General features: G+C 61.0%; 13 protein-coding genes. 5 read left to right on the forward strand and 8 right to left on the reverse strand.

Going from position 1 to position 13,926, the window contains the following annotated elements:
• Positions 1 to 188: 188 nt before the first annotated feature.
• The 5 genes from lon to cmoB all read left to right on the forward strand — a co-directional run bounded on the left by lon (position 189) and on the right by cmoB (position 5,593).
• Positions 189 to 2,609, forward strand: coding sequence for an endopeptidase La (gene lon / locus FXO12_RS12280; protein WP_057976105.1), 2,421 nt, complete (start codon positions 189 to 191; stop codon positions 2,607 to 2,609).
• 203 nt (positions 2,610 to 2,812) lie between these two features.
• Positions 2,813 to 3,202: a protease inhibitor I42 family protein gene (locus tag FXO12_RS12285; protein ID WP_057976107.1), complete on the forward strand. Its 390-nt coding sequence runs from the start codon at positions 2,813 to 2,815 to the stop codon at positions 3,200 to 3,202.
• Between the two features lies 1 nt (position 3,203).
• On the forward strand, positions 3,204 to 3,860 hold the full coding sequence (locus FXO12_RS12290) for a lysoplasmalogenase (protein WP_034128651.1): 657 nt from the start codon (positions 3,204 to 3,206) through the stop codon (positions 3,858 to 3,860).
• A 36-nt stretch (positions 3,861 to 3,896) separates the two neighbouring features.
• The gene (gene cmoA, locus FXO12_RS12295; RefSeq protein WP_057976109.1) at positions 3,897 to 4,640 is read left to right on the forward strand and encodes a carboxy-S-adenosyl-L-methionine synthase CmoA; all 744 of its coding nucleotides are present in this window, start codon (positions 3,897 to 3,899) and stop codon (positions 4,638 to 4,640) included.
• Positions 4,637 to 5,593: a tRNA 5-methoxyuridine(34)/uridine 5-oxyacetic acid(34) synthase CmoB gene (gene cmoB, locus FXO12_RS12300; protein WP_057976111.1), complete on the forward strand. Its 957-nt coding sequence runs from the start codon at positions 4,637 to 4,639 to the stop codon at positions 5,591 to 5,593. Before cmoA ends, cmoB begins: the two co-directional genes overlap by 4 nt.
• Before the next feature lie 117 nt (positions 5,594 to 5,710).
• Here the strand turns inward: cmoB and tadA are convergent, their stop codons facing one another.
• The 8 genes from tadA to lepA all read right to left on the reverse strand — a co-directional run bounded on the left by tadA (position 5,711) and on the right by lepA (position 13,882).
• Positions 5,711 to 6,202 carry a tRNA adenosine(34) deaminase TadA gene (gene tadA / locus FXO12_RS12305; RefSeq protein WP_054897751.1) on the reverse strand — a complete coding sequence of 164 codons (492 nt, stop codon included), beginning with the start codon at positions 6,200 to 6,202 and terminating at the stop codon, positions 5,711 to 5,713.
• The gene (locus FXO12_RS12310) at positions 6,202 to 7,584 is read right to left on the reverse strand and encodes a multicopper oxidase family protein (RefSeq protein WP_034128713.1); all 1,383 of its coding nucleotides are present in this window, start codon (positions 7,582 to 7,584) and stop codon (positions 6,202 to 6,204) included. Before FXO12_RS12310 ends, tadA begins: the two co-directional genes overlap by 1 nt.
• 229 nt (positions 7,585 to 7,813) lie before the next feature.
• Positions 7,814 to 8,557: a pyridoxine 5'-phosphate synthase gene (pdxJ, locus tag FXO12_RS12315; RefSeq protein ID WP_032893404.1), complete on the reverse strand. Its 744-nt coding sequence runs from the start codon at positions 8,555 to 8,557 to the stop codon at positions 7,814 to 7,816.
• A gap of 51 nt (positions 8,558 to 8,608) precedes the next feature.
• On the reverse strand, positions 8,609 to 9,298 hold the full coding sequence (gene recO / locus FXO12_RS12320; protein ID WP_034128656.1) for a DNA repair protein RecO: 690 nt from the start codon (positions 9,296 to 9,298) through the stop codon (positions 8,609 to 8,611).
• A 195-nt stretch (positions 9,299 to 9,493) separates the two neighbouring features.
• Positions 9,494 to 10,396, reverse strand: coding sequence for a GTPase Era (gene era, locus FXO12_RS12325; RefSeq protein WP_005785147.1), 903 nt, complete (start codon positions 10,394 to 10,396; stop codon positions 9,494 to 9,496).
• Complete coding sequence (gene rnc / locus FXO12_RS12330; protein ID WP_003188856.1) at positions 10,389 to 11,078, reverse strand: ribonuclease III; 690 nt, start codon at positions 11,076 to 11,078, stop codon at positions 10,389 to 10,391. Before rnc ends, era begins: the two co-directional genes overlap by 8 nt.
• 144 nt (positions 11,079 to 11,222) lie before the next feature.
• The gene (gene lepB / locus FXO12_RS12335; RefSeq protein WP_003188855.1) at positions 11,223 to 12,077 is read right to left on the reverse strand and encodes a signal peptidase I; all 855 of its coding nucleotides are present in this window, start codon (positions 12,075 to 12,077) and stop codon (positions 11,223 to 11,225) included.
• Between the two features lie 5 nt (positions 12,078 to 12,082).
• Positions 12,083 to 13,882: a translation elongation factor 4 gene (gene lepA / locus FXO12_RS12340; RefSeq protein ID WP_032877619.1), complete on the reverse strand. Its 1,800-nt coding sequence runs from the start codon at positions 13,880 to 13,882 to the stop codon at positions 12,083 to 12,085.
• Between the last annotated feature and the right edge of the window lie 44 nt (positions 13,883 to 13,926).

The raw sequence follows: 13,926 nt of genomic DNA on the forward strand, positions 1-13,926 counted from the left end.
AGTAAACCCAATAAAAGCTGGGTCTAGCCGTCACATTATTGACGATCAGTTCGAAAAGCGGAGGGGTAAAGTACGTTGACCGCAACCCTCCCGTTATTTCATGCAAATTGTTGCTAACGACGCCTCCCCATTGAAACCACCGCAACCCCGCCCCATCTAACCTGCATACTTACTGATGCAGGTGCCCCATGAGCGACCAGCAAGAATTTCCAGATTACGACCTCAACGATTACGCCGACCCCGAAAACTCTGAAACCCCCTCGTCCAATACTGGCTTGGCCCTGCCTGGGCAAAACCTGCCGGACAAGGTCTACATCATCCCGATCCACAACCGGCCGTTTTTTCCGGCACAAGTGTTGCCGGTGATCGTCAATGAAGAACCCTGGGCCGAAACCCTGGAGCTGGTGAGCAAATCCGACCACCATTCCCTTGCGCTGTTTTTCATGGACACGCCGCCCGAAGACCCACGGCACTTCGACACCTCCGCCCTGCCGTTGTACGGCACCCTGGTGAAGGTGCACCACGCCAGCCGCGAGAACGGCAAGCTGCAGTTCGTCGCCCAGGGCCTGACCCGCGTACGCATCAAGACCTGGCTCAAGCACCACCGCCCACCTTACCTGGTGGAAGTCGAATACCCGCACCAGCCCAGCGAGCCGACCGATGAGGTGAAGGCCTACGGCATGGCGCTGATCAATGCGATCAAGGAACTGCTGCCCCTCAACCCGCTGTACAGCGAAGAGTTGAAGAACTACCTCAACCGCTTCAGCCCCAACGACCCGTCGCCGCTCACCGACTTCGCCGCCGCCCTCACCTCGGCGACAGGTAATGAGCTGCAAGAAGTGCTGGACTGTGTGCCCATGCTCAAGCGCATGGAAAAAGTGCTGCCAATGCTGCGCAAAGAGGTAGAAGTCGCGCGTCTGCAAAAAGAACTCTCCGCCGAAGTGAACCGCAAGATCGGCGAGCACCAGCGTGAGTTCTTCCTCAAGGAACAACTCAAGGTCATCCAACAGGAGCTGGGTCTGACCAAGGACGATCGCAGCGCCGACGTCGAACAGTTCGAACAGCGCCTGCAAGGCAAGGTGTTGCCGGCGCAAGCGAAAAAACGCATTGATGAAGAACTGAACAAACTGTCGATCCTGGAAACCGGTTCGCCGGAATACGCCGTCACACGCAACTACCTGGACTGGGCCACCTCGGTGCCGTGGGGCGTGTACGGAGAAGACAAACTCGACCTCAAGCACGCGCGCAAAGTGCTCGACAAGCACCATGCGGGCCTGGATGACATCAAGAGCCGCATCCTCGAATTCCTAGCGGTGGGCGCCTACAAGGGCGAAGTCGCCGGTTCCATCGTGTTGCTGGTAGGTCCGCCGGGCGTGGGCAAGACGAGTGTGGGCAAGTCCATCGCCGAATCCCTGGGGCGGCCGTTCTATCGCTTCAGTGTTGGCGGCATGCGCGACGAGGCCGAGATCAAGGGCCACCGCCGCACCTACATCGGCGCCCTGCCTGGCAAGCTGGTGCAGGCGTTGAAAGACGTGGAAGTGATGAACCCGGTGATCATGCTCGACGAGATCGACAAGATGGGCCAGAGCTTCCAGGGCGACCCGGCGTCGGCGCTGCTCGAAACCCTGGACCCGGAGCAGAACGTCGAATTCCTCGACCATTACCTGGACCTGCGCCTGGACCTGTCCAAAGTGCTGTTCGTGTGCACCGCCAACACCCTGGACTCAATCCCCGGTCCATTGCTGGACCGCATGGAAGTGATTCGCCTGTCGGGCTATATCACCGAAGAAAAAGTCGCCATCGCCAAGCGCCACTTGTGGCCCAAGCAGTTGGAAAAAGCCGGCGTGGCCAAAAACAGCCTGACCATCACCGACGGTGCCTTGCGCGCCTTGATCGACGGTTATGCGCGAGAGGCCGGCGTGCGTCAGTTGGAGAAACAGCTGGGCAAGCTGGTGCGCAAGGCGGTGGTAAAACTGCTGGATGAGCCGGACTCGGTGATCAAGATCGGCAACAAGGACCTGGAAAGCTCCCTGGGCATGCCGGTATTCCGTAATGAGCAAGTGCTGTCCGGCACCGGCGTGATTACCGGCCTGGCGTGGACCAGCATGGGCGGCGCCACCTTGCCGATCGAAGCGACGCGCATCCACACGCTCAACCGCGGCTTCAAGCTCACCGGGCAGTTGGGTGAAGTGATGAAAGAGTCCGCCGAAATCGCCTACAGCTACATCAGTTCCAACCTGAAGTCGTTTGGCGGCGATGCGAAGTTCTTCGACGAAGCCTTCGTGCACTTGCACGTGCCGGAAGGCGCCACGCCGAAAGACGGCCCGAGTGCCGGCGTGACCATGGCCAGTGCGTTGCTGTCCCTGGCCCGCAACCAACCGCCGAAAAAAGGCGTGGCAATGACCGGCGAACTGACCTTGACCGGGCATGTACTGCCGATTGGCGGGGTGCGCGAGAAGGTGATTGCGGCGCGGCGCCAGAAGATTCACGAGTTGATCTTGCCGGAGCCCAACCGTGGCAGCTTTGAAGAGTTGCCGGACTATTTGAAGGAAGGGATGACGGTGCACTTTGCCAAGCGGTTTGCGGATGTGGCGAAGGTGCTCTTCTGAGAAATATCCAGACCTGATCATTCCCACGCTCTGCGTGGGAATACATCCCGTGACGCTCCGCGTCACAAAGCGGACGCGGAGCGTCCAAGGCAACGTTCCCACGCAGAGCGTGGGAACGATCGGCCAACGCAAAACCCCACCTTGTCACACCTTGTCTCATCTTCGGTTATGCTCCCCCTTCGTCGTGTATTAACGGAGCCTTCATGACCGCTGCCCGCCTGCTTCTTCCCTTGAGCCTTGTCTTGCTGGCCGCATGCGCCAGTGCCCCCAAGCAAAACGTCAGCGTGGACAACCAGAGCGCCTGCCCGCTCCAGCTTAAAAACGGGCAAAACCTGATCCTCACCCTGCCCAGCAACCCCACCACCGGTTACCGCTGGGCCATCCAGGACTCCGCCGGCGGCGTGTTGCGCGCCTTGAGCCCCGAGGTCTACAGCAGCACCGAGTCCGGCGTGATCGGCGGTGGCGGCCAGTCCACCTGGCGCTTCCAGGCGTTTGCCGCAGGGCAAGGGCGTTTGCGCCTGACATCCCAGCAACCTTGGGAGCCGGAGGCCGAACCTGCCGAAACCTTTGACTGCGCCATTACGGTGAACTGATATGCCATGGCTGATCCTTGCCTTGATGGGCGCCGGCACCTTTGTCTATGGCTTGGCGACCCATGCGACGCTGCTGTGCCTGCTGGTCAAGCCACTGCCGGTGCTGGCGCTGCTGGGTTGGCTGCATGACGCGCCGCCCACCGAGTATCGACGCTGGATCAGCCTGGGGTTGATTTTTTCCCTGGTGGGCGACGTGTTGCTCGCCTGGCCAGGCGACCTGTTTATCTTTGGCCTGGGCGCGTTTCTGTTCGCGCACCTGGCCTATCTCAAAGCCTATTTCAGTGACTGTCGGCGCTTGGCGCTGCTGCCGCTGGTGCTGGCCCTCGGCGTAGGCGCAATCTTGCTGAGCATCCTGATCTCCCACGGCCTCGGTGAGCTTTTGATACCGGTGGTGGTTTACGCGCTGGTGATCAGCGCCATGCTCTGGCGTGCGTTGGCGCGACTGGGCAGCGAGGTGCCCAAGCGTTCAGCGTGGCTGGCGGCGGCGGGTGCGGTGTCGTTTGTGGTTTCCGACGCACTGATCGGCATCAACCGGTTTGTGCTGGCGTTCGAGGCAGCGCCGTATTTGCTGATCGCCACCTACTGGCTCGGGCAATGGGGCATCACCGCCTCGGCTTTCCATCAGACAACCCGCGCATCCGAGGGCCAACTTGGCTAAAATGCCGGCCTTTCCCCCACCGTCGCCGGAACAGCCGTGAGCAAAGAACCCGATCGCCTATTCGCCCAGCCCCTGCCCCAGGTGCCGGACTTCGCCTTTAACGAGGATGTGGTGCGGGTGTTCCCGGACATGATCAAGCGCTCGGTGCCGGGCTACCCCACCATCGTCGAGAACCTCGGCGTGCTGGCCGCGCAATTTGCCCAACCGGGTAGCGTGCTGTATGACCTGGGCTCTTCCCTGGGCGCCGTGACCCAAGCCCTGCGTCGCCATGTACGCACCGAGGGTTGCCGGGTGATCGCCGTGGATAACTCCGCCGCGATGGTCGAGCGCTGCCGCGAATACCTCAATGGCCAGGACTCGATGTTCCAGGAGTTGCTGCCCGTGGAGGTGATCGAGGGCGATATCCTCGCCCTGCAATTCAAGCCCGCCTCGGTGGTGGCCCTGAACTTCACCCTGCAATTTATCGCCCCCCAGGAGCGCCGGGCGTTGCTGGGGCGCATTCGCCAGGCGCTGCTGCCGGGCGGGGCGTTGATCCTCTCGGAAAAGCTGCGCTTCAACGATGTTGAAGAGCACGCGCTGCTGACCGACTTGCATATCGCCTTCAAACGCGCCAACGGCTACAGCGAACTGGAAATCGCCCAGAAGCGCAGCGCCATCGAAAACGTCATGAAGCCCGACAGCCTCGAAGAACACCGCGAACGCCTGCTGGCGGCCGGGTTCTCGAAAGTCGTGCCGTGGTTCCAGTGTCTTAACTTTGCCTCGTTGATTGCCTTGCCATGATTGATTTGTCCCCCCTCGCCCGCCATCTGGTCGGCACTCCCCTGGCCGTGTGGGCCCAGGGCCTGCAAGCGCAGCTCGATAGCAAGATGGAAAAAGGCCATGGCGACCTGGAGCGCTGGCAGAGCGCCTTGGATGCACTGCCGAAGATCCAGCCCAACAGCGTAGATTTGCTCAACGGCTTGGTGCTGGACACCGATTGCGACGACGCCACCCGCGAACAGATGCACACGGCGCTGATGGGCCTGAGCCCCTGGCGCAAAGGCCCGTTCCATCTGTTCGGCGTGCATGTGGACACCGAGTGGCGTTCGGACTGGAAGTGGTCGCGGGTCGCGCCGCACCTGGACCTCAAAGGCAAGCGCATCCTCGATGTGGGCTGCGGCAACGGCTACTACATGTGGCGCATGCTCGGCGCCGGGGCCGACAGCGTGATTGGCGTGGACCCCAACTGGCTGTTCTTCTGCCAGTTCCAGGCGGTGCAGCGCTACTTGTCCGAGCCCAAGGCCTGGCACTTGCCGTTCCCGTTCGAAGACTTGCCGGCGAACCTGGAAGGCTTTGACACGGTATTTTCCATGGGCGTGTTCTACCACCGCCGCTCGCCCATCGAGCATTTGCTGGCGTTGAAGGACACCCTGGTCAAGGGCGGCGAGTTGGTGTTGGAAACATTGGTGGTGGAAGGCGACCAACAACAAGTGCTGGTGCCAGAAGACCGTTACGCCCAGATGCGCAACGTGTGGTTCCTGCCGTCGGTACCGGCGTTGATGCTGTGGCTGCGCCGGGCCGGGTTCAGTGATGTGCGGTGCGTGGATGTGAGCGTGACCACGGTTGAGGAGCAGCGTGGGACGCACTGGATGAAGTATCAGTCGCTGAGTGATTTCCTGGACCCTGAGGATCACAGCAAGACCATTGAAGGGCTGCCGGCGCCGATGCGGGCGGTGATCATCGCTCGTAAATGACACCACTATGATCGTTCCCACGCTCTGCGTGGGAATGCCTCTTGAGACGCTCTACGTCACGCTTTGGGACGCAGAGCGTCCTGTGCTGCGTTCCCACGCAGAGCGTGGGAACGATCATCACGGTTTGGCTCGTCGGGCTTTGAAGAACTCGCTCAGGACAGCCCCACACTCCTCGGCCAATACCCCGCCTTCAAACAACACCCGATGGTTAAGAAAACCCTGGGTAAAAAATTGCCCCTGGCTTTGCACGATGCCCGCCTTCGGCTCCAACGCGCCATACACCACCCGCGCCACCCGCGAATGCACGATCAGCCCGGCACACATGCTGCACGGTTCCAGCGTCACGTACAGCGTGCTGCCCACCAGCCGATAGTTGCTGATCGCCTGAGCAGCGGCGCGGATCGCGACCATTTCGGCATGGGCGCTGGGGTCGTTGCCACTGATGGGGCAGTTGAAGCCGCGGCCGATGATTTCACCGCCCTGCACCAGCACCGCACCCACCGGCACTTCGCCCAATGCAGCGCCTTGGGCGGCGAGCGCCAGGGCTTCGCGCATAAAGTCCTGGTCGCGGCTGCGGTCGATAATCGCGGCGGGACGAATCTGGCGCATCACGCCACCTCGATGGCGGCCATCAGGCCGGTTTCCATGTGGTCGATCACATGGCAATGGAACATCCACACCCCTGGGTTATCCGCCACCAAGGCCACGCGGGCGCGTTCGTTCTTGCCCAGCAGATAGGTGTCGGTGAAATACGGGATCACCTTGTGGCGGTTGGACGCAAGCACCTTGAAGCTCATGCCGTGCAGGTGGATCGGGTGCTGGTACTGGGTCATGTTCTTCAATTCGAAAATGTAGCTCTTGCCCTTCTCCAGCTTGGCAATCGGGCGGTCGGCGCAGGTCTTGTCGGTGATGTCCCAGGCCTGGCCGTTGATCTGCCACAGGCTCGGCGGCTTGCCGTTTTCGACATTGACCGACACTGAACCGACCCATTCGAAATTGAAGTTGAGTTTCTCGGCATTGGCCAGGTCTGGCTCGGCAACCGGGTTGGCCGGCAATGCCGGTGGCCATGCGGTAGGCGCGTCGGTATTGGCGACAGAGCGGAAGGTGCCAAGGCGCACCGGGCCGTTGCGCAGCGACAGTTCTTCGCCCGCCGGTGGCGCCTTGATCGCCAGGCAAATGCGCATGCCCGGGCCCAGCCAATATTCCTTGCCCAACGGGCGCGGCTCGATGGGGTTACCGTCCAGGGCATAGATCTGCGCTTCGACGCCAGGAATATTGAGGCGATAAGTCAGGGTGTTGTCGAGGTTGAGTAGGCGCACGCGGGTGATTTGCCCAGCCGGCAGGTCGATCACCGCCTGGGGCACGCCGTTGATAGTCGAGAGGCGCCCGGCCGTGCCGCCACGCGCCGCTTCACGGGGGATGCTGAACTCGACAAATGCGCCCTCTTCGTCGATGTGCCAGTTCTTCAGGCTCAAGGTGCGCTCGTACTGGAAACCGGTGGGTTCGCGCTCTTCCACGATCAACGGGCCGACGAGGCCACGGCCGAGTTCTTCGCTGCTGCTCACGTGAGGGTGATACCAGTAGCTGCCGGCATCGGGCACGCGGAATTTGTAGTCGAAGTATTCGCCAGGCAGCACCGGCAATTGCGAGACGTAGGGCACGCCGTCCATTTCCAGCGGCAGGCGGATGCCGTGCCAGTGGATGGTAGTGGCGACTGGCAGATGATTGATAAAGCGCACCCGCAGCCATTCGCCTTGGCGCACCCGCAACTCGGTGCCCGGCGCCGATGGGCCGAACGCCCAGGCCTGGGTCTTGTGCCCCGGCACCAACTCTACGTCCAGGGGCGCGGCGATCAGCTCGTAATCGTGCCCCGCCTCGGACTCAGCGACTTTCCCCAGCCAGTAGCGGTAGCCACCGCCGGCACCGACGCCTACTACGGCCAGGCCAGCAAGACCACCCAGGATTTGTCGACGGGAAAAGGATCGGGACACAACAACCTCGCGTATCTGCCGCAGGCCAAGGGCCCGCAAAGGGCTGATACGATACACCTGCGTCGGCTAAACAGTAAGGCTTCGCATTGCCGCACAGATGAAACATGGCTCAAACCTGTAGGAGCGAGCTTGCTCGCGAAAGACCTGAGAACAACGCGGGGAGCCAGACTCCCCGCGTCATCGTTAACGACCTTCGCGAGCAAGCTCGCTCCTACAGGTTAATGTGCGATCAGGGCTTGGCAGCGGCCAGAATCAGGGCTTTCATCTCGGCCACGGCGCCTTTGAAACCGACGAAAAGCGCGTGCGCGACCAGGGCGTGACCGATATTCAGTTCGTTGATGCCCTTGATCGCAGCCACGGCTTCGACGTTGTGGTAATGCAAGCCATGGCCGGCATTGACGATCAAGCCTTCGTTGAGCCCGCAGTTCACGCCGTCGATGATGCGTTGCAACTCATCGGCCACTTCAGTCGGCGTGGTGGCATCGGCATAACGGCCAGTGTGCAGCTCGATGGCCGGGGCGCCGACACGGCGGGAGGCTTCGATCTGGCGTTCGTCGGCGTCGATAAACAGCGAGACTTCACTGCCGATCCGCGACAGGCGTTCCACCGCCGCCTTGATCCGCGCTTCCTGGCCAGCGACGTCGAGGCCGCCTTCGGTGGTCAACTCCTGGCGGGTTTCCGGTACCAGGCAGATATGCGCCGGGCGGATGCGCTCGGCGAACGCCATCATTTCTTCGGTCACGCCCATTTCGAAGTTCATGCGGGTTTGCAGCACGTCCTTGAGCAGCAGTACATCGCGCTCCTGGATGTGGCGGCGGTCTTCGCGCAGGTGCACGGTGATGCCGTCGGCGCCCGCTTCTTCGGCGTCCAGCGCGGCCTTGACCGGGTCAGGGTAACGGGTGCCCCGGGCCTGGCGCAGGGTGGCGACGTGGTCGATGTTGACGCCAAGAAGAATGCGATTGCTGGTGGTCACGGAAGCGCTCCTGAAAAGGGAAAGAATCGGTGCACAGCATACACGGGGACGTCAGGGCTTTCGAAACAACTCGCGACTGACCAGCGGCCGTCCGCCCAGGTGCACGGCCAGGGCCTGGCGCATCAGGCGCTTGGCGGCGGACAGCGCACCGGGAGCGTGCCAGTCGGCTTCGCTCATGGCCAGCAGTTCGGTGCCCTGAAACAGGCCGGGCTGCAGCAGGTACACACGCTCAAGCCCCGCATCGACTTGCAGGCGATACATGCCATCGGCGGCGATGGGCTCCCCGTGCAGGTCGTTGGCCAGTTCGAAGCCGTAGCCAAGGTCGTCGAGCAAGCGCCATTCGAAAGCGCGCAGCAGCGGTTCCAGCGGACGGCCTTCAGCGAGGGCCAGCAAGGTGGCAGCGTAGTGATCGAAGACCGCCGGGTGCGGGTCTTCGGCGGGCAACAGGCGAATCAGCAGTTCATTGAGGTAAAGGCCGCTGAACAGCGCATCGCCATTCAGCCAGGCCGAGGTGCCAACGCTTTCCAGGCGGCCGACGTTTTTCAGCTCGCCCTTGCCGCGAAACTCCACGTCCAGCGCCACGAACGGCCGCGCCAAGGTACCCGCCTTGCCCCGTGCGCTGCGCAAGACTGCGCGCAGTCGGCCTTGGGGCGTGAGGAAGTCCACCAACGCACTGGTTTCGCGGTAGGCGCGGCTGTGCAGGACGTAGGCGGGTTGGCTGGGGGGTGGGGATTGCGACATGAGACGGGGAATCTCTAAAGAAGGAGAGCGCTTGTGTGGCGAGGGGAGCTTGCTCCCGCTGGGCTGCGAAGCAGCCCCTCTAGCAGCCACCGAGTTATACCTGAAAAACCTCGTCGACCTTGTTGGGGCCGCTCCGCGGCCCAGCGGGAGCAAGCTCCCTCGCCACAGCAAGCCCGCCAGTCACTGTGCAACCCGTTACAGGTCGCCATAGCCCAGAGAGCGCAACGCACGCTCATCATCGGACCAGCCACCCTTAACCTTCACCCACAGGTTGAGCATGATCTTGGAGTCGAACAGCAGCTCCATGTCCTTGCGCGCTTCGGTGCCGATGCGCTTGATACGCTCGCCCTTGTCGCCAATGATGATTTTCTTCTGGCCGTCGCGTTCGACGAGGATCAGCGCATGAATGTGCAAGGTCTTGCCCTGCTGCTTGAACTCTTCGATTTCGACGGTGATCTGGTACGGCAGCTCGGCGCCCATCTGGCGCATGATTTTCTCGCGGACCAGTTCGGCGGCAAGGAAGCGGCTGCTGCGGTCGGTGATCTGGTCTTCCGGGAAGAAGTGCTCGTTTTCCGGCAGGTAACCGGCGATCACGCGCTCCAGGGCTTCGAGGTTGTGGCCGTGCTGGGCCGAGATCGGCATGATCTGGGCGTTCGGCAGTTGTTCCTGCAACCAGGTCAGGTGCGGCATCAGCTCGGCTTTGTCTTCGATACGGTCGGTCTTGTTCAGCGCGACGATCAACGGGCCGGTCACGTATTGCACACGCTCGAGGACCATCTGGTCTTCGTCAGTCCACTTGGTGCGGTCGACCACGAAGATCACCACGTCGACGTCTTTCAACGCGGCCGAGGCGGTCTTGTTCATGTAGCGGTTCAGGGCTTTCTCGCCGCCTTTGTGCATGCCAGGAGTATCGACATACACCGCTTGCACGTTGCCTTCGGTCTTGATGCCCAGCATGTTGTGGCGGGTGGTCTGGGGCTTGCGCGAGGTGATCGCGAGCTTCTGGCCGAGGATGTGGTTGAGCAGCGTGGACTTGCCCACGTTCGGGCGGCCGACGATGGCAACATAGCCACAGCGTGTTGCGGTTGAATCAGTCATGGCCATTCTCCACGCCCAGGGCAATCAGTGCTGCAGCGGCCGCTACCTGTTCGGCAATACGACGGCTCACACCCTGACCTCGGCTTTTTTCGTTCAATAAGGTGATTTCACATTCCACGAAGAACACCCTGCAATGGGGTTCGCCCTGGATATCCACCACTTCGTAGCGTGGCAGTTCGCAACCGCGGGACTGCAGGTACTCTTGCAGGCGGGTCTTGGGATCCTTGTTGGTGTCTACCAGCGTCAGGCTTTCGATTTCCGAGGCCAGCCAGGCGACAACGCGCTCCTTGGCCGTCTCCATGCCTGCATCGAGGTAGATTGCACCGATCAAGGCTTCCAGCGCATCAGCCAAGATTGACTCGCGACGGAAACCGCCGCTTTTCAACTCACCGGAACCCAGCCGCAGGTACTCGCCCAGGCCAAAGCCTCGAGCCAGCACGGCCAGGGTCTCGCCTTTCACAAGGCGTGCGCGCAAACGCGAAAGCTGGCCTTCTCGCGCTTGGGGGAAGCGCTCGAACAGCGCCTCGCCGGCGGCGAAATTGAGGATAGCGTCACCGAGAAATTCCAGGCGCTCGTTATTACGCCCTGCAAAGCTGCGGTGTGTGAGGGCAAGGACCATCAATTCCTGGTCCTTGAAGGTGTAGCCGAGCTGACGCTCGAGACGACTTAGAGAAACGGTCACGGTTTATCCATATCTAGTTGATGGCACCGGCGGCCATCGACGATTGACGCAGTGTTCAAATTCAAATCCTGATGGGTACCGGGCATCGGAAAATGTCCAAGCCCCAGAAAAGCATTCGGCGCTGTGTTCACAGCGCCGCTTGTATTACTTGATCAGCCCGACCCGCGAGAAGTTCGGCAGGTGGCTGAGCTTGGGTTCCGGCCAACTCATCCAGACCGCGAAGGCTTTGCCGACAATGTTCTCGTCCGGCACCATGCCCAGCAGATCCTTGGGAATGTTGGGGTCATCCCAGTAGCGGCTGTCGTTGGAGTTGTCCCGGTTGTCGCCCATCATGAAGTAGTGCCCGGCAGGCACTTTCCACTGGCCATCCGGCATCGCACGGTAGCGGCTCATTTCCTTGCGGATTTGGTGCTCCACCGCACCGAGTTTCTCCTGGTACAGCTCGGCGCTGCCCAAGGTATTCGGCTCGGCGCCCAACAGCTTCTCGGCCACCGACTCACCATTGATGAACAGGCGTTTGTCGCTGGTGTAGCGCACCACGTCGCCCGGCAGGCCGACGACTCGCTTGATGTAGTTGACGTTCGGGTCGCTTGGGTAGCGGAACACCATCACATCGCCGCGCTGCGGGTCACCCACGGGGATGACTTTCTTGTCGATCACCGGCAGGCGAATGCCGTAGGAAAACTTGTTCACCAGGATGAAGTCGCCCACATCCAGGGTCGGTTTCATCGACCCCGAAGGGATCTGGAACGGCTCTACCAGAAACGAGCGCAGCACCAGCACGATGAACAACACCGGGAAGAACGACTTGCCGTACTCAACCAGCAAGGGCTCTTTGTTCAGCTTCTCGACCACCACCGCATCGGGCTGGCTGACGCTGCCCTGATAGGAAGCGATGGCCGCCCGACGACGCGGGGCGAAGAACACCAGATCGAGCAACGCCAGGAGACCACAGACGGCAACGGCAATGACCAGCAACAGCGGGAAATTTAGTGACATAGGACCTAACTATCCAACCTGAGCACCGCAAGGAAGGCTTCTTGTGGAACTTCCACGTTGCCTACTTGCTTCATGCGTTTTTTACCGGCCTTTTGCTTCTCAAGCAGCTTGCGCTTACGGCTTACGTCACCGCCGTAGCATTTGGCCAGTACGTTCTTTCTGAGAGCCTTGACGGAAGTCCGTGCAATGATCTGCCCGCCGATGGCGGCCTGGATCGCGACGTCGAACATCTGGCGCGGAATCAGTTCTTTCATCTTCTCGGTCAGTTGGCGACCTTTGTAGTGCGCGTTGTCCTTGTGCACGATCAGTGCCAAGGCATCTACCTTGTCGCCGTTGATCAGCACATCCAGTTTCACCAGATTAGCCGATTGGTAACGATCGAAATGGTAGTCCAGCGAAGCATAGCCGCGACTGGTGGACTTGAGACGGTCGAAGAAGTCCAGGACCACTTCGTTCATCGGCATATCGTAGGTCACTTGTACCTGGGTACCGAGGAACAGCATGTCGCGCTGCACGCCACGTTTTTCGATGCACAGGGTAATGACGTTGCCCAAGTGTTCCTGCGGCACCAGGATATTGGCCCGCACGATCGGCTCGCGCATGTCTTCGATGGCCGACAGGTCCGGGAGCTTGGAGGGGTTGTCGACGTAAATCGTTTCACCGGTTTTGAGCAGCAACTCGAAAATAACGGTTGGCGCGGTGGTGATCAGGTCCAGGTCGTATTCGCGCTCGAGGCGCTCCTGGATGATCTCCATGTGCAGCATGCCCAGGAACCCGCAACGGAAGCCGAAGCCCAGGGCGTCGGAGCTTTCCGGGGTGTACTGCAACGACGAGTCGTTGAGGGTCAGTTTTTGCAGGGCTTCGCGGAAATCTTCGAAGTCATCGGAGCTGACCGGGAACAGGCCGGCGTAGACCTGTGGCTGGATGCGCTTGAAGCCGGGCAGCACGTCGACGTCTGGCGTGGAGCTCAGGGTCAGGGTGTCACCCACTGGTGCACCGTGAATATCCTTGATGCCAGCGATGATGAAGCCGACTTCACCGGCTTTCAGATCAGTGGTCGCGGTGTGTTTCGGGTTGAATACACCGACGCTGTCCACCAGGTGGATCTTGCCGGTGGACTTGACCAGGATCTTGTCGCCCTTCTTCACACGGCCATGGCGCACGCGTACCAGGGAAACAACGCCCAGGTAGTTGTCGAACCAGGAGTCGATGATCAACGCTTGCAGCGGATCTTCGTAGTTGCCGGTCGGCGCGGGAATGGTGTGCACCAGGCGTTCGAGCACTTCGTCGACACCCAGGCCGGTCTTGGCGCTGCAGGTGACGGCGTCGGTGGCATCGATGCCGATGATCTTCTCGATCTCTTCCTTGACGCGCTCAGGCTCGGCCTGGGGCAGGTCGATCTTGTTGAGCACGGGCATGACTTCCAGGCCCTGCTCGATCGCGGTGTAGCAGTTGGCAACCGACTGCGCCTCCACGCCCTGCCCGGCATCGACCACCAGCAACGCGCCTTCGCAGGCCGCCAGCGAACGGCTGACTTCGTAGGTGAAGTCAACGTGGCCTGGGGTGTCAATGAAGTTCAGTTGGTAAGTAATGCCGTCTTTGGCCTTGTAGTACAGCGTGACGCTGTGGGCCTTGATGGTGATCCCGCGCTCGCGTTCGAGGTCCATGGAATCCAGTACCTGGGCTTCCATTTCACGCTCGGCAAGGCCGCCGCACATCTGGATAAATCGATCGGCCAGCGTCGACTTGCCATGGTCAATGTGGGCGATGATGGAGAAATTGCGGATATGACTCAAATCACTCACGGATCAACACTCAAAAAGGCTGCAGGCAGATTGCCCGCTGAAAA

The sequence above is a fragment of the Pseudomonas sp. J380 genome (assembly GCF_009827115.1).
Classification (GTDB): Bacteria; Pseudomonadota; Gammaproteobacteria; order Pseudomonadales; family Pseudomonadaceae; genus Aquipseudomonas; species Aquipseudomonas paracarnis.

What these genes read in the sequence shown, in the direction of transcription:
- lon (WP_057976105.1), top strand. Translation starts at nt 189, where the DNA reads ATGAGCGACCAGCAAGAATTTCCAGATTACGACCTCAACGATTACGCC.
- FXO12_RS12285 (WP_057976107.1), top strand. Translation starts at nt 2,813, where the DNA reads ATGACCGCTGCCCGCCTGCTTCTTCCCTTGAGCCTTGTCTTGCTGGCC.
- FXO12_RS12290 (WP_034128651.1), top strand. Translation starts at nt 3,204, where the DNA reads ATGCCATGGCTGATCCTTGCCTTGATGGGCGCCGGCACCTTTGTCTAT.
- cmoB (WP_057976111.1), top strand. Translation starts at nt 4,637, where the DNA reads ATGATTGATTTGTCCCCCCTCGCCCGCCATCTGGTCGGCACTCCCCTG.
- tadA (WP_054897751.1), bottom strand. Translation starts at nt 6,202, where the DNA reads ATGCGCCAGATTCGTCCCGCCGCGATTATCGACCGCAGCCGCGACCAG.
- recO (WP_034128656.1), bottom strand. Translation starts at nt 9,298, where the DNA reads ATGTCGCAATCCCCACCCCCCAGCCAACCCGCCTACGTCCTGCACAGC.
- era (WP_005785147.1), bottom strand. Translation starts at nt 10,396, where the DNA reads ATGACTGATTCAACCGCAACACGCTGTGGCTATGTTGCCATCGTCGGC.
- lepB (WP_003188855.1), bottom strand. Translation starts at nt 12,077, where the DNA reads ATGTCACTAAATTTCCCGCTGTTGCTGGTCATTGCCGTTGCCGTCTGT.